Source organism: Rhizobium sp. P44RR-XXIV (assembly GCF_001999485.2).
Classification (GTDB): Bacteria; Pseudomonadota; Alphaproteobacteria; order Rhizobiales; family Rhizobiaceae; genus Rhizobium.
This window is the reverse complement of record NZ_MPVZ02000025.1, coordinates 247,331-270,194: the sequence shown is the minus strand read 5'-3', so window position 1 is coordinate 270,194 and position 22,864 is coordinate 247,331. Positions and strand designations below refer to the sequence as shown.

At 61.1% G+C, this 22,864-nt stretch carries 16 protein-coding genes and 2 pseudogenes; 10 read left to right on the top strand and 8 right to left on the bottom strand.

What is annotated here, in order from left to right:
- Positions 1-83 precede the first annotated feature (83 nt).
- Both BSK43_RS06620 and BSK43_RS06615 read left to right on the top strand, forming a co-directional pair.
- A complete protein-coding gene (locus BSK43_RS06620; RefSeq protein WP_077468642.1) occupies positions 84-1,028 on the top strand; it encodes a methyltransferase domain-containing protein in 945 nt (314 codons plus the stop codon).
- 106 nt (positions 1,029-1,134) lie between these two features.
- On the top strand, positions 1,135-1,770 hold the full coding sequence (locus BSK43_RS06615; protein WP_077468643.1) for a YitT family protein: 636 nt from the start codon (positions 1,135-1,137) through the stop codon (positions 1,768-1,770).
- A gap of 11 nt (positions 1,771-1,781) precedes the next feature.
- On the opposite strand, the gene BSK43_RS06610 is transcribed toward BSK43_RS06615, so the two are convergent.
- Complete coding sequence (locus BSK43_RS06610; protein ID WP_068397346.1) at positions 1,782-1,973, bottom strand: DUF2735 domain-containing protein; 192 nt, start codon at positions 1,971-1,973, stop codon at positions 1,782-1,784.
- Positions 1,974-2,413: 440 nt separating this feature from the next.
- Here BSK43_RS06610 and BSK43_RS06605 point away from each other — a divergent pair, with 440 nt between their 5' ends.
- Entirely contained in the window at positions 2,414-3,454 is a 1,041-nt protein-coding gene (locus BSK43_RS06605; protein ID WP_068397343.1) for a glutamine synthetase beta-grasp domain-containing protein, read from the top strand.
- Between the two features lie 218 nt (positions 3,455-3,672).
- Here BSK43_RS06605 and BSK43_RS06600 read toward each other — a convergent pair whose 3' ends face one another.
- Positions 3,673-4,134 carry a carboxymuconolactone decarboxylase family protein gene (locus BSK43_RS06600; protein ID WP_077468644.1) on the bottom strand — a complete coding sequence of 154 codons (462 nt, stop codon included), beginning with the start codon at positions 4,132-4,134 and terminating at the stop codon, positions 3,673-3,675.
- Positions 4,135-4,166: 32 nt separating this feature from the next.
- Positions 4,167-4,670, bottom strand: coding sequence for an Rrf2 family transcriptional regulator (locus BSK43_RS06595; protein WP_077468645.1), 504 nt, complete (start codon positions 4,668-4,670; stop codon positions 4,167-4,169).
- A 390-nt stretch (positions 4,671-5,060) separates the two neighbouring features.
- Between BSK43_RS06595 and BSK43_RS06590 the strand changes: the two genes are divergently transcribed.
- The gene (locus BSK43_RS06590) at positions 5,061-7,571 is read left to right on the top strand and encodes a ligase-associated DNA damage response DEXH box helicase (protein WP_077468647.1); all 2,511 of its coding nucleotides are present in this window, start codon (positions 5,061-5,063) and stop codon (positions 7,569-7,571) included.
- 41 nt (positions 7,572-7,612) lie between these two features.
- Positions 7,613-8,350, top strand: coding sequence for a ligase-associated DNA damage response endonuclease PdeM (gene pdeM, locus BSK43_RS06585; protein ID WP_077468648.1), 738 nt, complete (start codon positions 7,613-7,615; stop codon positions 8,348-8,350).
- Positions 8,351-8,403: 53 nt separating this feature from the next.
- Here pdeM and BSK43_RS06580 read toward each other — a convergent pair whose 3' ends face one another.
- Positions 8,404-8,964, bottom strand: coding sequence for a dihydrofolate reductase family protein (locus BSK43_RS06580; RefSeq protein ID WP_077468649.1), 561 nt, complete (start codon positions 8,962-8,964; stop codon positions 8,404-8,406).
- Positions 8,965-9,075: 111 nt separating this feature from the next.
- On the opposite strand from BSK43_RS06580, the gene BSK43_RS06575 reads away from it, so the two are divergent.
- On the top strand, positions 9,076-9,579 hold the full coding sequence (locus tag BSK43_RS06575; protein WP_077468650.1) for a helix-turn-helix domain-containing protein: 504 nt from the start codon (positions 9,076-9,078) through the stop codon (positions 9,577-9,579).
- Here BSK43_RS06575 and BSK43_RS06570 read toward each other — a convergent pair whose 3' ends face one another.
- The 3 genes and pseudogenes from BSK43_RS06570 to BSK43_RS06560 all read right to left on the bottom strand — a co-directional run bounded on the left by BSK43_RS06570 (position 9,580) and on the right by BSK43_RS06560 (position 15,259).
- The gene (locus BSK43_RS06570; protein WP_068397325.1) at positions 9,580-10,389 is read right to left on the bottom strand and encodes a TIGR02186 family protein; all 810 of its coding nucleotides are present in this window, start codon (positions 10,387-10,389) and stop codon (positions 9,580-9,582) included.
- Positions 10,386-11,309 carry a sulfite exporter TauE/SafE family protein gene (locus BSK43_RS06565; protein ID WP_077468651.1) on the bottom strand — a complete coding sequence of 308 codons (924 nt, stop codon included), beginning with the start codon at positions 11,307-11,309 and terminating at the stop codon, positions 10,386-10,388. The genes BSK43_RS06570 and BSK43_RS06565 overlap by 4 nt, the downstream gene beginning before the upstream one ends.
- A gap of 270 nt (positions 11,310-11,579) precedes the next feature.
- Positions 11,580-15,259, bottom strand: a pseudogene (locus BSK43_RS06560) (peptidoglycan-binding protein).
- A 477-nt stretch (positions 15,260-15,736) separates the two neighbouring features.
- Here BSK43_RS06560 and BSK43_RS06555 point away from each other — a divergent pair.
- The 4 genes and pseudogenes from BSK43_RS06555 (at position 15,737) to BSK43_RS06540 (ending at position 21,546) form a co-directional block, all read left to right on the top strand.
- A complete protein-coding gene (locus tag BSK43_RS06555) occupies positions 15,737-17,533 on the top strand; it encodes an acyl-CoA dehydrogenase C-terminal domain-containing protein (RefSeq protein WP_077468653.1) in 1,797 nt (598 codons plus the stop codon).
- Positions 17,534-17,568: 35 nt separating this feature from the next.
- Entirely contained in the window at positions 17,569-18,777 is a 1,209-nt protein-coding gene (locus tag BSK43_RS06550) for an acetyl-CoA C-acetyltransferase (RefSeq protein WP_077468654.1), read from the top strand.
- 12 nt (positions 18,778-18,789) lie between these two features.
- A pseudogene (locus BSK43_RS06545) lies at positions 18,790-21,002 on the top strand (3-hydroxyacyl-CoA dehydrogenase NAD-binding domain-containing protein).
- Positions 21,003-21,102: 100 nt separating this feature from the next.
- A complete protein-coding gene (locus BSK43_RS06540) occupies positions 21,103-21,546 on the top strand; it encodes a nuclear transport factor 2 family protein (protein WP_077468656.1) in 444 nt (147 codons plus the stop codon).
- A gap of 8 nt (positions 21,547-21,554) precedes the next feature.
- Here the strand turns inward: BSK43_RS06540 and BSK43_RS06535 are convergent, their stop codons facing one another.
- Positions 21,555-22,766: an MFS transporter gene (locus tag BSK43_RS06535; RefSeq protein WP_077468657.1), complete on the bottom strand. Its 1,212-nt coding sequence runs from the start codon at positions 22,764-22,766 to the stop codon at positions 21,555-21,557.
- Between the last annotated feature and the right edge of the window lie 98 nt (positions 22,767-22,864).

Sequence of the window (22,864 nt, the reverse complement as noted above, 5' to 3'; positions counted from 1 at the left end):
CCTCAAACACGCGTCTGCCTGAAATAGGACTTGAGTTTTTTTGTGGCCGCGCGCAAAGCCGGACGTCAAACAGGATGAAAACCATGCTGCCGAGCCAGCTTTCCTCCGGCGATGTCATTGCCGACCGCCGTGCCGACTACGCCAGGATGCTTGCGGAAAGCGGCGAGCCCGCCAGCGCCGCCGAATTGATGGAGCAGGCGCTGGAGCTGGTGCCGGGCTGGGCTGCTGGCTGGTTCACCCTTGCCACCTATCGCGAAAAGGCTGGCGATGCGCCGGGCGCGATCACGGCGCTGAATGAGGTGCTCGCGCTCGATGCGGGCGATGTCTTCGGCGCCCGCCTGAAGCTTGCAGTTCTCGGTGGCGCCGATATGCCCGACCGGCCGCCGAGCCTTTATGTCGAGCGCCTGTTCGACGACTATGCCGATCGCTTCGAGACTTCATTGGTGGAAAAGCTTGGCTACACCGTGCCCGGCAAGCTTGCGGCTCTGATTGCCGGGGCGGCTGAAATTCCCGAGCATTTTCGCCTCGCCGTCGATCTCGGTTGCGGCACGGGGCTTTTCGGGCCGGAGATACGCGGCTGCGTGGATCGGCTCGAGGGCTACGATCTCTCGAAGGGCATGCTCGCAAAGGCGGCCGAGAAGCACGTCTATGATCATCTCGGTCAGGCGGATCTGTCGCTGGAGCCTTCGCTGTCAGGCATCTTCGATGCTGGCCTGGCGCCGGCGCGTGCGAACCTGATCACCGCCGCCGATGTCCTGATGTATCTGGGCAATCTGCAAGGGGTGATGGCGATCGTGCGTGAGCTGGCGGCTGACGGGGCCGTCTTCGCCTTTTCGGTCGAGGATGCAGAGCAGCCGGCGGGCTATGTGCTGCGCGATTCCCTGCGTTTTGTCCATTCGGAGGCCTATGTCAGGGAGGTATTGGCCACGCATGGCTTTGCGGTGCAAGATTTGGCACGCAGCGTCATTCGCATGGATGGCGGAAAACCGATCCATGGCATTCTGTTCATTACGCGCAAATCCGCCTGATTATTCGAATCTTGCGAATATCAAATAGGTCAGCATTGCTTACATATTTTCTCTTGATTGTAACTCGGCCTTTCAGCAGAAAGCCCGGGAACAAAGGGGAAAGCACATGGCGAACGCAAGGAGCGCTTTTGGCGTCTGGAATACATCCGCGACCCGGCATTCGCTGGTCGAGGACATCCAGGGCATATTTTCCGGAAGTCTGGTTTCGGCGCTCGGGCTCTTCTGCCTCTCGAGCGCAGGCCTTTTGACCGGCAGCACTGCCGGCGTCGCCTTCTTGCTGCATTATGCCATCGGCGTGAATTTCGGCCTGGCCTTCTTCGTGGTCAACCTGCCGTTCTTCTATCTGTCGCTGAAGCAGCTCGGTCCCGCCTTCACCATCAAGACCTTCATCGCCATTGCTTTGACTTCGCTGCTTTCCAACCTGCAGCCGCTCCTGTTCAACGTTGCCCATATCAATCCGCTATGGTCGGCGCTTCTCGGCGGCATCCTGCTGGGCTTCGGCCTGCTCGCGCTTTATCGCCACCGCGCGAGCCTCGGCGGTGTCGGCATATTGGGGATTTATCTGCAGGAGCGTTTCGGCATCAGGGCAGGGCTGGTGCAGCTTGCGGTCGACCTGTGCGTACTCGCAGTCGCCTTCGCCGTGACCACGCCTTTCGTGGTCATCTGCTCGGTATTGGGCGCAATCGCCCTCAATCTCTTCCTCGCGATCAATCACCGCTCGGATCGTTACATCGCCTTGTAAAAACCAGCGATTTACTGTTTGCGGGTCTCGTCGGATTCAACGATCGCGGCTTCGTGATACCAGCTGTCGAATGCAGCCGTCGCGATGCTTGCGCCGATATCGGGCGTGAGGTTGACCTTCGGGCGCTGGTTCACCGCCGTCGGGCGGGCCGCAACGGGAAACTGATAGATCTTTGCCGTTTCATGGCGAGCAATGAATGCCATTCGCTGTCTCTCCCTTTTGGTTTTCAAGCGGGCGCGCTTGAAGAGACAACTCATATATAGCAAACCCCAAGGCAAATATCAGCATTTTGCTCAAAAAAAATGCTAAACGTTGAAATTATAGGCAATTCCCTTTTGGCGAGACCCTCTATCGTTGTTTCAACCTGCCAATTTTCCAGGCTGAACCCCACTGATAGGGGTGCGACAAGTTGGCAGCCCTCCGGTGTCGGGTCGCTCGCGATTCGAAAAGAATCCGGCATTTAGCGCCCAGAAATTCCCGCAAAAGCTCCAGAATTGTAAAAACTTCGCGGATCGAATGGGATGTCTGCGCGATCTGGCATGTCAAATGCATGTCATATGGCAGCCGCTTGTAGTGAAGGATTTTTCGGCGGGCGCCGGCAATTTTTTCTACTTCGCCTGATTAACTGTTATGAGGTGCGTTAATGACGAAATATAAGCTCGAGTACATCTGGCTCGACGGGTACACCCCGGTGCCGAATCTGCGCGGTAAAACGCAGGTCAAGGAATTTGCCGATTTCCCGACGCTCGAACAGCTCCCGCTCTGGGGCTTCGATGGTTCGTCGACGCTGCAGGCCGAAGGCCGTAGCTCGGATTGCGTGCTGAAGCCCGTCGCCATCTACCCGGACCCGGCTCGCACCAACGGCGTACTCGTCATGTGCGAAGTCATGATGCCGGATGGCGTTACGCCGCATGCATCCAACAGCCGCGCAACCATCCTTGATGACGAAGATGCATGGTTCGGCTTCGAGCAGGAATATTTCTTCTACAAGGACGGCCGTCCGCTCGGCTTCCCGGAATCCGGCTACCCGGCTCCGCAGGGTCCGTATTACACCGGCGTCGGCTACAGCAATGTCGGTGACATCGCTCGCGAAATCGTCGAAGAGCATCTCGATCTTTGCCTGGAAGCCGGCATCAACCACGAAGGCATCAATGCCGAAGTGGCCAAGGGCCAGTGGGAATTCCAGATTTTCGGCAAGGGCTCCAAGCGCGCTGCCGACCAGATCTGGATGGCTCGCTACCTGCTGCAGCGCCTGACGGAAAAGTACGGCATCGACATCGAGTTCCATTGCAAGCCGCTCGGCGACACCGACTGGAACGGCTCGGGCATGCACTGCAACTTCTCGACCAAGTTCATGCGCGAAGTCGGCGGCAAGGCCTATTTCGAAGCGCTGATGGCTCAGTTCGACAAGAACCTCGAAGCTCACATCGCCGTCTACGGCCCGGACAATGACAAGCGTCTGACCGGCAAGCACGAAACTGCTCCGTGGAACAAGTTCAGCTACGGCGTTGCCGACCGCGGCGCTTCGATCCGCGTTCCGCACTCCTTCGTCAAGAACGACTACAAGGGCTACCTCGAAGATCGTCGCCCGAACTCGCAGGGCGACCCCTACCAGATCGCTTCGCAGGTTCTGAAGACCATTTCGGAAGTCTCGACTGAAGGCTTCGCTTCGGCTGCTGCCTGATAACGTCTTTGCTTAGCTTGCTGAGCATGGGAAAATCAACAAAAGACGCGGGGCTTCGGTCCCGCGTCTTTTGTTTTGGTGTTATCAAATGGCGGTAATGCTCAGCCTCTCTTAGGTCTCCGCTACCCACCCCATATTCCGTCATCCTCGGGCTTGACCCGAGGATGACGGAGTTCAAGGGAGAGCTCCGGGCCACATTATGCTCAGAGAAACCAGGCTCAAGCTGCCTTGTGCGGTGCGTCGATCGGATGCTGCGAGCGGAATCCGACGGCAAGGCGGTTCCAGACGTTGATCGTGGCGATCGCGACGGTGATCTTGACGATGTCCTCCTCGCTGAAATGCTGCTTCAGCGGCTCGTAGTCCGAATCCGGTATGCCGGTCTGGGCAATCTTGGTGACGGAGTCGACCCAGCGGAGCAGGGCGCGCTCGCGATCGTCATAAACGGGCGATTCCCACCAGACGCACATCAGGTTAATCCACTGTTCGCTCAGGCCGTCGTGGCGGGCTTCCTTCACATGCATGTCGACGCAGTAGGCGCAGCCATTGATCTGCGAGGCACGAAGCTTGATCAGATGGATGAAGCGGCGCTCCAGACCCGAGTTCTGGACGAAGTTTTCCAGCGCAGCGACCGCCTTGTAGGAGTCGGGCGAGGCTTTGGCGAAATTGAAACGGGGATGCATGGTCTTCTCCTTGGGCTTTGGTTTTCGCGGGTTCAGTTTTTGGTCTTGCGTTCATGGATCTCGAGAAAGGCGCAGCCTCTCGCATTGATGCCGCCGTCCGTATCCGTCTCGCGGAGATCGGTCAGCACGTCGGCGATGCTCGTCTTGGCCAGTTCGGCTCGATAGACGCGTTCGGCTGCGAGCATGGCGACATTGATGCCGCAGGGCTTGACGAAATAATGCCCTTCCAGCGGGTTCGGACCACGCTGGCGGATTTCCGAACAGCGAAAGGCCGGCGCCGGCCCTTCGGCGGCCAGCACGATGTCAAGCAGGGTGATGGCCTCCGGCTTTCGCGCGAGCCGATAGCCGCCCTTCGGTCCCGGCACGGTGTCGAGAATGCCGGCGCCCGAAAGCGCCTGCAGATGCTTCAAGAGATAACTGACCGAGACGCCGTGAAATTCGGCAAGGGCCGCCGCCGAAAGCACGCTGCCATCCGACAGACCCGCCAGCATGCTGACGCAGTGGATGGATTGTTCGACACCGTCTCCGAGCTTCATGTCTTGGCCTCTCAAATCATGGATATTTTTTATCTATGATTATTTTGGGAGTCAATTCCTTTTTTGAAGCGAGGCTGGAGGTAACTAAGTTCGGCATATGCCGTGCGCCCGATACCCCCATCTGTCACTGTCGTGACATCTCTCCCACATGGGGGGAGATCGTTTGGAGCATGCAGCAACGCTTCCACATGCATCTTGCTTTAATCCCTGCAGACACAATGTTTGTTTGAGGCAAGCAGGTGCCACAGGTTATCGATCTCCCCCCATGTGGGGGAGATGTCCCGAAAGGGACAGAGGGGGGTACAGACTCTCCGCAAACCTTGAAGCCAAAGATGCGAACTCAAATATCCGCAGCTTCTCATCCGTAGCATATCCATTACATTTAGCCTCATGGACCAGATCGACCCCGAGCACCGTCTTGCCCTGCCTGCACCCTTCCTCCGCTGGTTTGCGGAAAAGGGCTGGCAGCCGCGCGCGCACCAGCTCGAACTGCTGGCCCGTGCCGAGGCCGGTGAGAGCACGCTGCTGATTGCGCCGACGGGCGCGGGCAAGACGCTTGCCGGCTTTCTGCCGTCGCTCACTGATCTCACCCGGCGCGGCAAGATCCCGCCCGGCTCGGCCTTCACCGGCATCCATACGCTCTACATCTCGCCGCTAAAGGCGCTCGCCGTCGATATCGAGCGCAATCTGATGAAGCCGGTCACCGAGATGGGCCTGCCTGTATCGGTCGAGAACCGCACCGGCGATACGCCGTCTGGCAAGCGGCAGCGGCAAAAGCTCAATCCGCCCGATATCCTGCTGACGACGCCGGAACAGGTGGCACTGCTGCTGGCCAATCGCGAGGCCGAGCGCTTCTTCAAGGATCTGAAATACATCGTCTTCGACGAATTGCATTCGCTCGTCACCTCCAAGCGTGGGCATATGCTGTCGCTCGGTCTTGCCCGTATCCGAAAGCTTGCGCCGCGCGTGCAGACCATCGGCCTTTCAGCGACCGTTGCCGACCCGATGGACCTGCAGAAATGGCTGGTGGCGCAAGAGCCGGGAGAGGAGCATCATGCCGGCCTCGTCATCGTCGAGGGCGGTGCCAAGCCGGACATATCGATCCTGTCGACTGAGCAGCGCATTCCCTGGTCCGGCCATTCCGCGAAATACGCGATCCCTGATATCTATCGCGAGCTGAAGGCGCATCGCACGACGCTCCTTTTCGTCAACACGCGCTCCCAGGCCGAAATGCTGTTTCAGGAGCTGTGGACGGCGAATGACGACAATCTGCCGATCGCCCTGCATCACGGCTCGCTCGATGTCGGCCAGCGCCGCAAGGTGGAGGCGGCCATGGCCGACAACCGGCTGCGCGCCGTCGTCGCCACCTCGACGCTCGATCTCGGCATAGACTGGGGCGATGTCGACCTCGTCATTCATGTCGGCGCACCGAAGGGTGCCAGCCGCCTTGCCCAGCGCATCGGCCGCGCCAATCACCGCATGGACGAGCCGTCGAAGGCGATCCTGGTGCCGGCCAACCGCTTCGAGGTGATGGAATGTCAGGCCGCTCTCGATGCCAACTATATCGGTGCGCAGGATACGCCGCCGATCGGGGCGGGCGCGCTAGATGTTCTCGCCCAGCATGTGCTCGGCATGGCCTGCGCCGAGCCGTTCGACATGCTCGAACTCTACGATGAGGTGCAGAGCGCCGCCCCCTATGCCGATCTCTCGTGGGAGACCTTCGAGCGCATCGTCGATTTTGTCGCGACCGGCGGCTATGCGCTCAGAACCTATGAACGCTATGCCCGCATCCGCAAGACGGTGGATGGACGCTGGCGCGTCTCCAATCCGCAGGTCGCCCAGCAGTATCGCCTGAACCTCGGCACGATCGTCGAAGAGGCGATGCTGAATATCCGCATGGTCAAGCGCAACGCGCTGGGCTCGCTCGGACGAGGCGGGGCGCCGCTCGGCAAGGTCGAGGAATATTTCGTCGAGCAGCTGGCGCCCGGCGACACCTTCCTCTTCTCCGGCAAGGTGCTGCGCTTCGAGGGCATCCGCGAGAGCGAGTGTTTGGCCTCGCAGGCCTTCTCGCTGGACCCGAAAATTCCTTCCTATGCCGGCGGCAAGTTTCCGCTTTCGACCTATCTTGCCGATCAGGTGAGGGCGATGATCGCCGATCCCGACCGCCGGCACCGCCTGCCGGATCAGGTGCGCGACTGGCTGGAAATACAGAAGGAAAAATCGCTGCTGCCGAAGCGTGACGAGTTCCTGATCGAAACTTTTCCACGCGGCAGCCGCGCCTACATGGTCGCCTATCCCTTCGAGGGACGCCTAGCCCACCAGACGCTCGGCATGTTGCTCACCCGAAGGCTGGAGCGGGCAGGGGCCAAGCCGATGGGCTTCGTCGCCACCGATTATTCTCTCGGCATCTGGGGGCTGGAGGATATGGGGCTGATGATCGCTAACGGGCGTCTCAGCCTGTCCGATCTCTTCGACGAGGATATGCTCGGCGACGATCTTGAGGCCTGGCTCGACGAATCCTTTCTGTTGAAGCGCACCTTCCGCAATTGCGCCGTGATTGCCGGCTTGATCGAGCGCCGCCATCCCGGCAAGGAAAAGACCGGCCGTCAGGTGACGGTCTCCGCCGATCTCATCTATGACGTGCTGCGCAGCCACGAGCCGGATCACATCCTGCTGCAGGCAACACGGCAGGATGCGGCGACCGGACTTTTGGATATTGGCCGGCTTGCGGATATGCTGAAGCGAATCAAGGGCCACATTACCCATCGCGCGCTGGATCATATTTCGCCGCTCGCCGTGCCGGTGATGCTGGAAATCGGCAAGGTGCCGGTGCCGGGTGAGGCTCATGATGTCCTCCTGGCCGAAGCGGCTGATGATCTGATCCGCGAGGCCATGGAATAGGCAGGCTGCGAAACGGACGAAGAAGGTAGATTGGTAAGGTGATGAACAGCCTGGCGCTAGCGCGAGACATGAACGGACAAGGCAACGGCGCGACATCAGCGTCGGGCGTCGACACCGTCGTTCATGGCGTTGCTGCCGTCTGCGATCCGCTCGGCGCGCTCTATCTGCCGGATGCCGGTATCCTCGTCGTTTCCGATCTGCATCTGGAAAAGGGTGCCGCCTTTGCCCGTCGTGGCATGCTGTTGCCGCCCTACGATACGCTCGCGACACTGACCGTTCTCTCGGCCGTCATCTCCCGATACGATCCGAGACTCGTCGTCTCGCTCGGCGACAATTTCCACGACCGCGTCGGCTCGCAGCATCTGCCGGAAGAGTTTCGCGACCTGATCGTCACCATGGCGCGCGGCCGCGAATGGATCTGGATCAATGGCAATCATGATCCCGATGGTACGGTCGATCTGCCTGGCCATTCGGTCGACGAGATGCATTATGGCGGGCTGACATTCCGTCATGAGCCGAAGTCTGGTCTGCAGGCTGGCGAGATTGCCGGCCACCTGCATCCTTCCGCCACCGTCCGTCGTCGTGAAAAGTCGGTGCGCCGCCCGTGCTTTGCAACGGATGGCGCCCGCCTGCTCATGCCCGCCTTCGGTGTGATGACCGGCGGCCTTGATCTTCGTCACAAGGCCATGGCCGGTCTGTTCGAGCGGGAGAGCTTGATAGCCCATCTGCTTGGCCGTGACCGCATCTATTCCGTTCGGTTTGGCAATCTGTCGGCCTGAAGCAATTCCAGAAAAGTGCGTAGCGGTTTTTCGTCCGGAATTGCGCAGCTATCTCAGGCGGCTTTCACCGGCTCGTAGCGCAGGATCAGCCCGCCGGTCTTGAGCGCTTTGGATTCGAGCAACTTCAGTGGCACCTGTTCCGTTGCCGGCTTGAAATGCGGGTTGCCGCCACCCAGAATGACCGGAACGAGGCAAAGGCGGATTTCGTCCACCAGTCCGGCCTTGAGCAACACATCTGCAACCTCGGCACTGCCGAAGACGAAGATGGTCTTGCCGGGCTCATTCTTCAGTTTTTTCACTTCAGCGGCGATGTTGCTGACGACGCGGGTATTGTTCCAGTCCGCCTTGTCCAGCGTCCGCGAGGCGGCAATTTTGGCGATGCTGTTCATATAGGCGCCGATCTCAGGTGTTTCCGTGTCGGTCGGCCAATAGGATGCCATGCCTTCATAGGTCCTGCGGCCGAAAATCAGCAGATCGCCTTCATTGCCGAGCTCGGTCGCCAGGCGCTCCAGCTCATCGCCCCAGGCGAGCATGTGAAAATCGATGTCCCAGGGATTGGCTCCCTCGAAATAGCCGTCAAGCGTCATGAGATTCCAGACCACAAGCTTCCTCATTACATTCCTCCATCGTGATAACCGTATCATAATCAAAACCGGTTGCTAAAAGCAATCAGTTGAAAATTAGGCAGACTGATGGCAAAATGCAAGCAGTTTTTGGAGACCATTATGGACGCATTGCATCGCTCCGGCTGCCCGATCAATCTGACCCTGGAAATCCTCGGCGACCGCTGGAGCCTGATCGTCATTAGGGACATCATGTTCGGCAATCGCCGGCATTTTCGCGAGCTGTTGCAGGCGTCGCAGGAGGGTATTGCGTCGAATATCCTTGCTGACCGATTGAAGCGGCTGGTCGAGCGCGGTCTTCTCACTCGCGAGGATGATCCCACCCACAAGCAGAAGGCGATCTATAGCCTCACGGAGATGGCGATCGACCTGGTGCCGCTCTTTGCCCATATGGGCGCCTGGGGCCGCAAGCATCTTCCGGTGTCGGAAGAACTGTCGATCCGCGCCGAGCTACTCGAAAACGGTGGCCCGAAGCTATGGGAAGAATTCATGGACGAGCTTCGCGCCAAACATCTCGGCAAGGTGCTGCCGGCGGACACGCCTTCGGTGCTCGGCCGATTGACGGAGGCCTATCTTGAAGTGGCCAATCGGAAGAAAAGCGGTTGATCAGTTTTTCCGGAACATGAAGCTGGCGCCCCATCCCGTCACCAGAGCCAGCAGCACCGAGAAGACGCCATAGGCGATCGGCCGCTGATGCGCCGCGTCGGTTATCATCTGCTCGATGCCCGTCTTGATGACCCGCAACGGCAGGGATTTTTCGTTCAGGAACTTGCCGCTCTTGAAGAGATAGGCGCGCACGGTGTGCACGCCGTTCGGCACGTCGGCCGGAAGCCTCAGGGTCGCCTTGAACAATGTGGAGCTGACGAAGCGAACGCCGGCCGGATCGCTCTCATAGAGGCCGCCGGCCGTTTGCAGCCGCCGAAAGGCCTGCCGGAATTCCGGCACATCGGCGACATTGCCGACAAAGCCTACAGGGGTGAGGGGAATATGGTCGACGCCGATGCCGCGGTCGCTGAGCTCCAGCGGGGCTGTAATATTATCCACTGCACGCGTACTCGACAGCGAATAGGCCTGCGGCACATGCTCGAAGGTCATTGAGCGCGTGTTGACCCAGATGCCGAAGACGCGCTCTTTCCTGCGCACCGTGGCATTCTCGCGTGGCCCCTCCAGCACGACGACGATGTCATATTGGCCGATTGCCAGAAGCAGCTGATCGGTGTTGGAGAGCGCGCCGAAGATCGTCAGATCGGCGCCGGCAAAGTCCGAGGTGATGGCTATCTCGCTTGTGGAGGTGCCGATCTCCATCGTTTCGCGCGATGTGTTCGAGGTCGTCGGCTGGTCGAGCAGCACCTGCGCCTGGGCGGCAAGTGGCGCCAGCAGCAAGGTCGTGGCGAGAAGCAGCGCGAAACCTCTCATCGACTCACCCCTTCCAGCACGACCGAATAGACGTCTGCCGGCGTCACCACCAGGGCGATCGCCAGACGCAGCCCGACGGCGAGAACAAGCAGGCCGAGCAGGGCGCGAAGCTGCTCGCCGCGCAGCCTTTGGCCGACGCGCACGCCGTATTGGGCGCCGACGACGCCCGCAACCATCAGCAGGAAGGCCAGCACGATATCGACGGAATAGTTGGTGGCGGCCTGGACGATGGTGGTGAAGGCCGTCACGAAGATGACCTGAAACAGCGAGGTTCCCACGACCACGTTCGTCGGCACGCGCAACAGATAGATCATCGCCGGCACGAGGATGAAGCCGCCGCCGATACCCATGGGGGTCAGCATGCCGACGAAGAAGCCGAGGCCGATGACGGGAATGGCGCTGAGATAGAGCTTGGATTTCTTGAAGCGGAGCTTCAGCGGCAGGCGCTGCACCCAGCTGTGATGGCGCGGCTTGCCCGTTGCCGGCGGCAGTTTTCCGGCGGCACGGCGCATGGCCCGCACGCTCTCCCACAGCATCAGGGTTCCCACGGTGCCAAGCAGGAGCACGTAGATCAATGAGATGATCAGGTCGATCTGGCCCAGGCGTCGTAGCAGCACGAACAGCCAAAGGCCGAATGTCGCGCCCGCCAGACCGCCGGCAAGTAGGATTGTGCCCAGCTTCAGATCAAGCGAGCCGCGGCGAAAATGGGTGAGCGCGCCTGAGACCGACGAGGCAACGACCTGATTGGAACCAGTTGCGACCGCAACGACAGGCGGGATGTTGTAGAAGATGAGGAGGGGCGTGATGAGAAAGCCGCCGCCGACGCCAAACATGCCGGAGAGAAACCCTACGGCTGCGCCCATGCCGAGAATAATGAGAATATTCACCGACAGTTCTGCGATCGGCAGATAGATCGTCACACGTTGTTCCCGCTTACAGGCATTCCGGCGTGGTAACCGCAGCCTGGACCATTTTCCCCTTAAACGGCGGATTCTAATCTGAAATCATTGCCAGAGCCTTAGGAAAAGCTGTGTCGCCTCAGTTTTCGAATTGCCGAATTTACTCTAGCGCGACCTTTTCCGCATTTCTGTGACGGTGATTGGACGATCGGTGAAGACGGTGGTGTCCCCGGAAAACAAAAATGCAGGCGTCATTGCGCCGGCATCTTCATATTCCCAATTTCGGCAGGGCTATTTGTTGCGAGCGAGAAGCTCCTTGACGACCTGATCGGTCACGCGGCCATCCGATGGCAGGCCGACGGATTTCTGGAAGCTCTTCAGTGCCGCAACCGTCTTGTCGCCCATGGAGCCATCGGGCGCGCCGGCATCGAAGCCATTCTTGTTGAGGATCGCCTGGATATTGCGGATGGCCTTTTTCATGTCGATGGAAGCGGTGTTCACACCCTTGCCAGTGGTCCATTCGTCGGGAATGTCGGTGCCGTTGGCCTTGGGATCGGCCGGCTGTACCTTCCAGAGATCGACCTTGGCACGCGCGCTCTCAAGATCGGCCGGCTTCATGGCGTTGGCGACTTCGTCACGCTTCTGCGCCGCGTCCTTGTCGCCGCTCTTTGCGGCAATCGCGAACCACTTGTAGGATTCCTGCAGATCCGTCTTCACGCCATTGCCGCGTGCATAGAGGATCGCCAGATTGAACTGGCTGTCGGAGACGCCGAGGTTGGCGGCGCGGATGAACCAGTTTGCCGCCGAATCATAGTCCTGCTGGCCAACTGAGCCGGAAGCGTAGAGCACGGCAAGGTTGTGCATGGCGCTGGCATTGCCCTGATTGGCGGCCTGATCGTAATATTCCTTGGCCTTGGCAAGATCGCGGTCGATGCCGTTGCCCTTCTCGTACATGCTGGCAAGCCGGTACTGCGCCGGTGCATAGCCCTTGTCGGCCGAGAGCTGATACCAGTTTGCCGCCTGCTTGAGATCCGCTGCGACACCGCGGCCATCCGTGTAGCGCGCGCCGATCTCGAAGAGGGCCACTGGGTCGCTGGATTTGGCGGCGGCCACGAGCGATGGCGGCTGAATGCCGTCGGGCACCTGGATATCCGCGGCTGCCGGAGCGGCGGCGGCCGGCGCCGTCTTGTCGGTGGGGACGAAGGCTGCCGTTTGCTGTGCAGAGGGCGCGTTGCCGGCCGGCGCCAGGGTTTCGCCTGCTGCCTGGCTGCCATCGAGAGGAGCTGCCGCCGTCAGATGGCCGCTTGTCGGGGCAACTGCCGGATTGGTAGGAGCTGCCGCGGGCTGGGCTTCGGGCGTTTCCGTCGCGGAGACAACCGGCGTCGCGGCCTGGTTGACGGCCGACGCCGGATTGTTGCTGGTCGGAGCCGGATTGATGGCGACGCTGTTGGTTGCTGCGCTATCTGGAGGGTGCAACCATCGTCGAGACTTCAGCGGGCGGAGGCGCCTTCTGGCCGCGTGTCAGCGTATTGACCAGCGGGAAAGCCATGATCGCCAGCAAGGCCGCGCCAATGGCAAGCAGGATCGGACGGCGGAAGCGCGAGAACGCACCACCCTTCTTCGCATCCTTCTTGGAGGAAGGTGCCGAGCGCTGTGTCTGGTCGACCTCGACCGCCGCCGCCTGGGCGGCGCGGCGGGCGGCAGCGATATAGTCGGCGCGCTCGTTTTCGGTTGGTTGGCGGCCGCCACGCGTGGAATTCTGGCTGGCGCGCACGCGCTCAAGGATCTTCTTGATGTCCGGTGCGCCGGAGCCTGGCTCCAGCAGTTCGTTGGCTTCTTCTCCCGGCATGACGTCGGCGGGGTCGATCGACGGGGCCTGCTCGATGACTGGACGGTCCGGCGGGAAGATCGGTTCGGCTTTTTCCGGCGTGAAGAAACGCTTGCCGAGACCGGCAAGCAGCCCGGCCTTCGAACCGCTCTTCTTGGCGGCAGCCTTGATTTCGGCCTTCGTGTTGGCATCGATCGCTTCGGCAACGGCGGCTTCGGAAGAGGCGGCAGTTTCGGCAGGTGCAACCGTACGGATGATCGGACCGGCCTTTTGCGGCGCAGCCATTGGCGGCTTTATGGCCGGGGCGTCCTCTTCAGCGAAGACATCGCTTTCGAAGGCTGCTGCGGGCATGGCGGGTGCCGGCCTGCGGTGTTCCATATGGTCGAGTCGATCGGCGATCTGCAGCAGCGTGCCGTGCAGCGCCTCGAAGGTGCGGTGCGTACGCTCGTCGCTGGCGCGGCTGAGATCTTCGAGATGGCGGAGGTCTTCCGCGAGTGCCGTCAGCGCCGCCATGTCGCCGGCCTGCGCGCCACCACCGATCCCGCCTTCGCGCGAATAGGCCTCGACGACAGCTTCGGCCGCATGGCGTGCAGCCTCGATGATGTATTCGTCATTCGTCGCCATATAGTCTTCGATGGCGCCCATCCGGCGATCGAGATCGACAGGGATATGATCGACGGCGGCTCGTGGCTCGTTGACGAGCAAGGCGGACAGATGGGCAATCTGGTCTTCGAGATTGCGCAACGCCTGCGTATCTGTTGCCGGTGCCGCAGTGCTGGCTTCCAGCCGCGCCGCGATATCGGAGAGGCGGCCTTCCAGCCGGCGGGCCATTGTGTCGTCCAAGCCTGCTGGCGCGACCGGCGGATGATAGTCAATCTCGTCGATACGGCGAGCAAGGTAGTCCAACCGGTCCGCCAGCACATTGCCGACGGATCCATGTTCCAGCGCATCGATCTTGTGGGAGATGTCGGCGAGATAGCTGACGAGTTCTGGCTGCGGCGCAGCCTTCTGCGAGCGCTCCATCAGGTGCGAGAGCTCATCGATGCGTTCTTCGAGGCGGGCAACGGCCTTGGCGCCGCCCAGCTCATCGATGCGCATGGCGAGGGCTTCGAGACGGCCGGAAAGATCATCGGCCGGCTGGCGCTGCGCGGCATCACGGCTCATGAGATCGATCTGGTCGGCAAGGCCGCCGATGCGCCCTTCCAGCCGCTGCATCGCCTGGTCCTGCGGCTGCATCATGCTGCCAAGGCTTTCCATCGCGGTTGCGATCGTCAGCAGCTTGTTTTCGAGCGCATGCACGGCGGGGCTGTCGTTCATGCCGCCGAGGTGCTGCTTGATATCGTCGAGACGGTAGGCGAGCGAGACGAGTTCATCCTGCAGGCCTGATGTATCGATCGCCTTTACCTGGCGCTCGACATGGTGGAGGGATTCCTCGCGGGCAAGGCCGTCCATCAGCGAACGCAGCTCGTCGAACTCGGCCTTCAGGCCCGCCGTCTCCGGCTGCCCGGTAAGCTGGTTGATGCTGTCGGCAAGCCGCGCCATGTCTTCGCGCACGTCAGCTGCAAAATGCTTGTCGCCGGCATGTTCGCGGATATCGCGGATTTCGGCGCGCAGCGCGCCAACTTCGCGGGTCACGCTCTCGGCAATATCACGCTTGAGATCCTGGCGAAGACTGACAAGCGCCTGGGCGATGTCGATGGAGCTTTCGGCGGCCGGCCGCTGGGGTTGGCGCGGGTTATAGGGATCGAGCGGACGGCGGGCTGGGTGGGGTTCGGCCTGCGTGATTTCCTCGCGGCGGGCATGCAGCCGCTCGCGGTTTGCTTCAAGTGCGCGCTGGCGCTGGCGGATTTCCGCAAGCGGATCGGGGCGGACATCGCTCTCCTGACGCTCGGCACGGCAGGCGACGCTCATAGGGTCGGCTGACGGGAATTTCGCGCTCGGTGCGTGGCGGCATGCGTTCGGGCGGGGCGGCACGCCCCGGAACTGCGCCATAGCCGGCCGCGACGCGCTGGTGCGTCTCCCGCGAGGCGGCGGTGCCCATCAGACCCTCGATGCGGGCCTCCAGCCCTTCGATGGTGCGGCTCAAAGCATCCAGCGACGCCCAGTCGCCCGTGCCGGTAGGATTTGATCGCGATCCGCTCATGTCTTTGCTCGCTTCGAACTATGGACCACTCGGGCCACCGGACCGACAGGGTGAGGACATCGCGACATCTCCGCGCTGTCCTCATCCCGCCATCGGGAAAGGGATAAATGTATTGGCTTTCCTCAAACCGAGCCGCAAAACGGCGTCCCCCAAAGGATAAGATGAAGAAACGCGAAGCATTGCTGCTCAACACATACAATTTACGAAACGTGGTAAACAACTCGTTAAGTTTCGTCGAAGTCTTAACCTTTTATTCTGGTTCTGCTCTCGAATGGCCTGCTATTCTTATGTTCCGGCTGCATCGACGATCTCAGGAGCGGCATTTTGCGTTGCCTCCATCTTGGGAGCCGGCTCATCCCCTCACCAAAAATTCAGCGCTCGATACAGATTTGACGTTTACGCAAACGTCAATATTTTGTAAGAGTAATGCAATGGCCGGAATTTGAGGTCCGGCGGCGAATTGGAGGAATTCGAGAAATGCCAGTCTACAAGGCCCCGGTGAACGATACGCTGTTCGTCCTGAACGATGTGCTCGGGCTGGAGCGCTACAACAATCTTCCGGGCTATGCCGACGCCACGCCCGACATGATCGAGGCGATCGTCGGCGAGGCGGCCAAGATCTCGGAAGAGGTGCTCTTCCCGCTCAACTATTCCGGTGATCAGGAAGGCTGCGTGCGTCACGACGACGGCACCGTGTCGACGCCGAAGGGCTTCAAGGAGGCCTATGACGCCTATCGCGAAGGCGGCTGGCTGGGTCTGGCCGTGCCGGAGGAATTCGGCGGGCAAGGGCTTCCCTATGTGCTGCACTGTGCCGTCGGCGAATATACCTCCGCCGCCAACATGTCGCTGATGATGTATCCGGGCCTGACGCAGGGCGCGATCGCCGCCATCCTCGTCCATGGCTCCGACGCGCAGAAGCAGACCTATCTGCCGAAGATGGTCGAGGGCAGCTGGTCCGGCACTATGAACCTCACCGAGCCGCATTGCGGCACCGACCTCGGCCTCTTGCGCACCAAGGCGGTGCCCCAGGCCGACGGCAGCTACAAGATCTCCGGCCAGAAGATCTTCATTTCCGCCGGCGAGCACGACATGACGGACAATATCGTCCATCTCGTCCTTGCCCGCATCGAAGGTGCGCCCGAGGGCACCAAGGGCATCTCGCTCTTCATCGTGCCGAAGTTCCTCGTCAAGGAAGATGGCTCGCTCGGTGCGCGCAACCCGGTCTCCTGCGGTGCGATCGAGCACAAGATGGGCATCCACGGCAATGCGACCTGCGTGATGAATTATGACGAGGCAACGGGCTTCCTGATCGGCGCGGAGAACAAGGGCCTCAACGCCATGTTCGTCATGATGAACGAGGCTCGCCTCGGCGTCGGCCTGCAGGGTCTGTCGATCGCCGAAATCGCCTATCAGAATGCCGCCAACTATGCCCGCGAACGTATTCAGGGCCGGTCGCTCTCCGGCCCCAAGGCACCGGACAAGAAGGCCGATCCGATCATCGTCCATCCCGATATCCGCCGCTCGCTGATGACCATCCGCGCCTTCAACGAGGCCGGCCGCGCCTTCCTGCTGTGGACAGCGCTGAAATCGGATATCGCCCATCGCTCGCCGGACGAGAAGGACCGTCAGGCCGCTGATGATCTCCTCGGCCTCGCGACGCCGATCCTCAAGGGCGTCATGACCGACAAGGGCTTCGAGCACGCCGTCATGGCGCAGCAGGTCTTCGGCGGCCACGGCTATATCGAAGAGCATGGCATGAGCCAGTATGTTCGCGATGCCCGCATCGCCATGATCTATGAGGGCGCCAACGGTATCCAGGCGCTCGATCTCGTCGGCCGCAAGCTGGCGCTGAACGGCGGCCGCGCCGTCATGGCTCTCTTCAAGGAAATCGGCGATTTCTGCGAGGAGAACCGCAACGACGAGCAGATGGGTTTCTTCACCAAGCACCTGAAGAAGGGCTTGAACGACGTGCAGGCCTCAACCATGTGGTTCATGCAGAATGCCATGGCCAAGCCCGATAATGCCGGCGCCGGCTCGACCGACTACATGCACCTCTTCGGCCTCGTCGTCCTCGGCTATATGTGGGCGAAGATGGCAAAGGCGGCGCAGGATGGCCTTGCACGCGGCGACACTGCGCGCGAGGATTATCTGAAGAACAAGCTTGTCACGGCGCGGTTCTACATGGAGCGCATCATGCCGGAAACGGCACTGCGCAAGGCCCGCATCGAAACCGGCGCCGACACCATGATGGAACTGGCTGCGGAAGCCTTTTGATCAAGGCGGCGTTAGCCGCCGCAGGGAGATGAGACATGACCGAGGTTTTCATTTACGACCATGTGCGCACGCCGCGCGGGCGAGGCAAGAAGGATGGGTCGCTGCACGAAGTGCCCTCCGTTCGCCTCGCCGCCAAGACACTGGAGGCGCTCCGCGACCGCAACGGCCTCGACACCGAAACCGTTGACGACATCATCATGGGCTGCGTCGATCCGGTCATGGAAGCCGGCGCCGTTATTCCAAGGGGTGCCGCCTTCGAGGCCGGCTATTCCACCAAGGCGCCCGGCATGCAGATCTCCCGTTTCTGCGCCTCCGGCCTCGATGCCGTGAACTTTGGCGCGGCCAAGATCGCGCAGGGTGCCGACGATATCGTCATTGCCGGTGGCGTCGAAAGCATGTCGCGCGTCGGTCTCGGCATGTCCGGCGGTGCCTGGTTCATGGACCCCTCCGTCAACTTCCCGGCCTATTTCATGCCGCAGGGTGTCTCGGCCGATCTCATCGCCACCAAATACGGCTTCTCGCGCGATGACGTCGATGCCTATGCCGTCGAGAGCCAGAAGCGCGCCGCCAATGCCTGGGAAAAGGGTTACTTCAAGAATTCCGTCATCCCGGTGAAGGACATCAACGGCCTGACGATCCTCGATCGCGACGAACACATGCGTCCAGGCACCGATATGCAGGCGCTGGCTTCGCTCAATCCGTCCTTCCAGCTGCCGGGCGAAATGGGTGGCTTCGAAGCTGTCGGCATCCAGGCGCATCCGGAAGTCGAACGCATCAACTACGTCCATCACGCTGGCAATTCCTCCGGCATCGTCGATGGCGCGGCCGCCGTGCTGCTCGGCTCCAAGGCGGGCGGCGAGAGTATGGGCCTGAAGCCGCGCGGCCGCATCAAGGCTTTCGCCAATATCGGCTCCGACCCAGCACTGATGCTGACCGGTCCGGTCGACGTTACCGAAAAGCTGTTGAAGCGCAGCGGCCTGACGCTTGCCGACATCGATCTGTTCGAGCTCAACGAAGCCTTCGCCGCCGTCGTGCTGCGCTACATGCAGGCTTTCGATATCGAGCATGACAAGATCAACGTCAATGGCGGCGCCATCGCCATGGGCCATCCGCTGGGTGCCACCGGCGCGATGATCCTCGGCACTGTGCTGGACGAGCTGGAGCGCCGCGACCTCAATACCGCGCTGGTAACGCTCTGCATCGGTGCCGGCATGGGCACCGCCACGATCATCGAACGCGTCTGAGGAGGGAAAGCAATGGCTTACGCAAATTTCACCGTTGAGACCGACGCAGACGGCATCGCACTCGTCACCTGGGATATGCCCGGCAAGTCCATGAACGTCTTCACCGCCGAGGTGATGGATGAGTTGAACGCGATCATCGACGCGACCGTCGCCGATACAGCCGTCAAGGGCGTGGTCATCACCTCGGGCAAGTCCTCCTTCTCCGGCGGCGCCGATCTGTCGATGATCAAGTCGATGTTCTCGCTCTATCAGGATGAGAAGGCGAAAGACCCGACTGCTGCCGCGCAGAAGCTCTTCAATCTTGTGGGGCGCATGACGGGCCTCTTCCGCAAGCTCGAAACCTGCGGCAAGCCATGGGTCTCGGCGATCAACGGAACCTGTATGGGCGGCGCCTTCGAGCTGTCGCTCGCCTGCCACGGCCGCGTCGCTTCCAATGCCAAGAGCGTCAAGATCGCGCTGCCCGAAGTCAAGGTCGGCATCTTCCCCGGCGCTGGCGGCACGCAGCGCGTCTCGCGCCTGACGGACGCCCAATCCGCCTTGCAGATGATGACCACGGGCCAGTCTGCTGACGGGCGGCGCGCGCCAAGGCGATGAACCTTGTGCATCAGGTGGTCGAGCCGGATCAGCTGATTCCGGCCGCCAAGCAGATGATCAAGGACGGGTTGAAGCCTGTGGCACCTTGGGACGAGAAGGGCTTCAAGGCGCCGGGCGGCGGCATCTGGACGCCGGCCGCAGCCCAGCTCTGGCCGGCAGCACCGGCCATCCTGCGCCGCGAGACATCGGGCAATTATCCCGCCGCACTCGCCATTCTCAAATGCGTTTACGAAGGCCTGCAGGTCCCCTTCGATACCGGCCTGAAGATCGAGCAGCGCTATTTCACCCATGTGCTGCAGACTACCGAAGCCTATTCGATGATCCGCTCGCTGTTCATCTCCATGCAGGAGCTCGGCAAGGGCGCTCGCCGTCCGGCAGGCCAGCCGAAGACCGAGCTGAAGAAGGTCGGTGTCGTCGGCGCCGGTTTCATGGGTGCTTCCATCGCTTATGTCACCGCAGCCGCCGGCATCCCGGTCACGCTGATCGATCGCGATATCGAAGCCGCGACCAAGGGTAAGGGCGTCGGCGAAGGTCTGGTCAAGGATTCGATTGGTAAGGGAAGAATGACGCAAGACGAGGGCGCTGCTTTGCTTTCGCGCATCACGCCTTCGGCTGACTATTCCGATTTGAAGGATGCAGATCTCGTCATTGAAGCCGTGTTCGAGGATCGCGAAGTCAAGAAGGCTGTGATCGAGGCTGTCGAAGCCGTATTGCCGCCAACGGCCATCTTCGCTTCCAACACCTCGACGCTGCCGATCACCGGTCTTGCGAAGAATTCCAAGCGCCCGGCGGACTTCATCGGCGTCCATTTCTTCTCGCCGGTCGAGAAGATGATGCTGACCGAAGTCATCCTCGGCAAGGAAACGGGCGACCGCGCCATTGCCGTCGCGCTGGACTACGTCGCCGCCATCAAGAAGACGCCGATCGTCGTCAACGACACGCGCGGCTTCTTCGTCAATCGTTGCGTCTTCCGCTATATCCACGAAGCCTATGACATGCTGATCGAAGGCGTGCCTGCGGCGATGATCGAGAATGCCGCCAAGATGGCCGGCATGCCTGTCGGCCCGCTGGCGCTCAATGACGAAGTCGCCATCGATCTGTCCTACAAGATCCTCAAGGCGACCGTTGCCGATCTCGGCGAGAAGGCTGTCGACCCGCGTCATATGCAGCTGGTCAGCGGTCTTGTTGAAGGCGAGGGCCGTCTGGGCCGAAAGAATTCCAAGGGCTTCTACGACTATCCGCCGAAGCCGGCCAAAAAGTCGCTTTGGCCCGGCCTTAGGGAACTCTACCCGCAGAAGAAGGCCGATGACGTCGATGTCGGCGTGCTGAAGCAGCGCTTCCTCGTCACCATCGCGCTCGAGGCGGCCCGCACCATCGAAGAGGGTATCGTCACCGATCCGCGCGAAGCCGATGTCGGCTCCATCCTCGGCTTCGGCTTTGCCCCCTACACCGGCGGCGCGCTATCCTACATCGACGGCATGGGCGCCAAGACCTTCGTCGATCTCTGCGAAAAGCTGGCGGCTGCCTATGGCCCGCATTTCAAGCCGACGGCGTTGTTGAAGGACATGGCCGCAAAGGGCGAAACCTTCTACGGCCGCTTCGATCCCTATCGCGTCGAAAAGGCCGCTTGAGGCAGTACTCCATCGCTGACAGCAAATATTGGGCCGCTCCTGTCGGGAGCGGCCCTTTCCGTTCGTCCTCTGGTCAGTCCATCAAACCAAGGAGAATGACATGACGGAGATCATCGGCAATCACGGCGAGGCCGAGGCCATCGGCATGGTGCTGGCAAGCTGGGCGGCCGCCCTCGGCAGCAAGGATGCGGCAGGCGTTGTCGAACATCTGAGCGACGATATCGTCAGCTTCACCCTGGCGGCACCCCTAGCGCACAAGGGCAAGGGTGCCGGTGGTTTAGAAAGCTGGTTTTCGACCTGGGACGGGCCGATCGGCGGCGATGCCGTTGATGTCAGGCTGACGGTCGGTGGCACCGTCGCCTTTTGGACCGGCCTTGTGCACATGACTGGCAGGAAAACCGATGGTTTCCAAGTCGACCTCTGGTTCCGCCAGACGCTTGGCCTCAGAAAAGAGGCCGGCACGTGGAAGATCGTTCACGAGCATACGTCGGTGCCGTTTGCGATGGATGGCAGCGGCCTCGCCGAATTGGGATTGAAACCGTAAGCGTATTTTTACGCAACACTTAAAGGCTTCTCCCGGCTGGCGCGTAATGCCAGCACGCCCCAGCCGACGAGCAGAAGGATTGCTGCCGCATAGATATCGGCGGCCTCGGCATATCCGAGTGCCTTCGAGAGAAAGCCTGCGAGGATGGCGGGCACGCTGAAGGCGAGATAGCTCTGGATGTAGAAGGCCGAAAGCAGCCCGGCGCGTTCGTCGGGCTTCGCCAGCGGCATGATGCTTCTGACCGTGCCGAGGAAGGCCGCCCCGAAGCCCGCCCCGGCAATCAGGGTTCCGAGGGCGAGAATCGATACCTCGGCCGCATGCATGCCGGCGATGACGGTCAGTATGCCGAGCGTCATGCTCGGTATGCCGAACCTCATGATCGTGGTGGCGGATTTCTTGCGCAGCAGGAAAACGGCTGCCGCACCGCTGATCGTCAGGGCCGCGACCACGGAGCCGCCGACCAGCGGCGCGACGCTGCCCGTCGTCGCACGGACCACTGAGGGCACCAGCGACAGATAAAAGCCGGCGAGTGCCCAGACGGCGACATTGATCGGCGTCAGCGCCAGCAGTGTCCGGCGCACTTGTTGGGGAACCGCGACTTGCGGCTTCAGCGACGCTAGCAAACCGGCGCGCCGGACCGTGGTCTCCGGCATCAGCCAGAGCAGAACGGCTTGCAACGCGAGCAGAACAAGTGTGACGATGTAGACGAGCACGGTCGGCGCCGGCGCAAATTGGATCAGCAGGCTCGTGCCGAGCGCGCCGATCGCCATGCCGGCAAGCGGTGCAAGACTGTTGGTGATCGATCCCCTGATCGGATCGAGATCGACAAGGGCGGCGCCGACAGAGCTTACCGCCGTACCCGTTGCAAAGCCCTGTACGATGCGGGCGGCAATCAGCCAATCCGGACCCTTAGCCATTAAAAACAGCGCCGTCGCCACCATATTGAGGAGGATTGACGCGAAGATCACCGGGCGACGGCCGAGATGATCGGACAGCGAACCGACGATAAGCAGCGCGGCGAGAAGCGAGAAGGCATAAACGGCGAAGATGATGGTGAGCAGCACCGGCGAGAAGTCAAAGGCCCGCTGATAGAGGGGATAGAGCGGCGTCGGCGCGGATGAGGCGGCCAGAAACAGTGCGCTGGTCGCAGCATAGTAGGACGGCGCCAGGCGTCTGGCCGATGAAATCGGCGTGCCGGCGGTGGAATCGAACTCGCTCATCGATTATATCCTGCCTAAAGCTAAAAGATTGCGTTAGGTGGATATAGGTCGCTTGATGCATAAAAGCAAATAATTTGCGTTAGTGAATAACCGACGGT

Excerpts from the sequence above, each read along its gene's own strand:
- BSK43_RS06610 (WP_068397346.1), bottom strand. The coding sequence starts at position 1,973 with ATGGCATTCATTGCTCGCCATGAAACGGCAAAGATCTATCAGTTTCCC.
- BSK43_RS06605 (WP_068397343.1), top strand. The coding sequence starts at position 2,414 with ATGACGAAATATAAGCTCGAGTACATCTGGCTCGACGGGTACACCCCG.
- pdeM (WP_077468648.1), top strand. The coding sequence starts at position 7,613 with ATGAACAGCCTGGCGCTAGCGCGAGACATGAACGGACAAGGCAACGGC.
- BSK43_RS06600 (WP_077468644.1), bottom strand. The coding sequence starts at position 4,134 with ATGCATCCCCGTTTCAATTTCGCCAAAGCCTCGCCCGACTCCTACAAG.
- BSK43_RS06590 (WP_077468647.1), top strand. The coding sequence starts at position 5,061 with ATGGACCAGATCGACCCCGAGCACCGTCTTGCCCTGCCTGCACCCTTC.
- BSK43_RS06620 (WP_077468642.1), top strand. The coding sequence starts at position 84 with ATGCTGCCGAGCCAGCTTTCCTCCGGCGATGTCATTGCCGACCGCCGT.
- BSK43_RS06555 (WP_077468653.1), top strand. The coding sequence starts at position 15,737 with ATGCCAGTCTACAAGGCCCCGGTGAACGATACGCTGTTCGTCCTGAAC.
- BSK43_RS06540 (WP_077468656.1), top strand. The coding sequence starts at position 21,103 with ATGACGGAGATCATCGGCAATCACGGCGAGGCCGAGGCCATCGGCATG.
- BSK43_RS06615 (WP_077468643.1), top strand. The coding sequence starts at position 1,135 with ATGGCGAACGCAAGGAGCGCTTTTGGCGTCTGGAATACATCCGCGACC.
- BSK43_RS06570 (WP_068397325.1), bottom strand. The coding sequence starts at position 10,389 with ATGAGAGGTTTCGCGCTGCTTCTCGCCACGACCTTGCTGCTGGCGCCA.
- BSK43_RS06550 (WP_077468654.1), top strand. The coding sequence starts at position 17,569 with ATGACCGAGGTTTTCATTTACGACCATGTGCGCACGCCGCGCGGGCGA.
- BSK43_RS06535 (WP_077468657.1), bottom strand. The coding sequence starts at position 22,766 with ATGAGCGAGTTCGATTCCACCGCCGGCACGCCGATTTCATCGGCCAGA.
- BSK43_RS06575 (WP_077468650.1), top strand. The coding sequence starts at position 9,076 with ATGGACGCATTGCATCGCTCCGGCTGCCCGATCAATCTGACCCTGGAA.
- BSK43_RS06580 (WP_077468649.1), bottom strand. The coding sequence starts at position 8,964 with ATGAGGAAGCTTGTGGTCTGGAATCTCATGACGCTTGACGGCTATTTC.
- BSK43_RS06595 (WP_077468645.1), bottom strand. The coding sequence starts at position 4,670 with ATGAAGCTCGGAGACGGTGTCGAACAATCCATCCACTGCGTCAGCATG.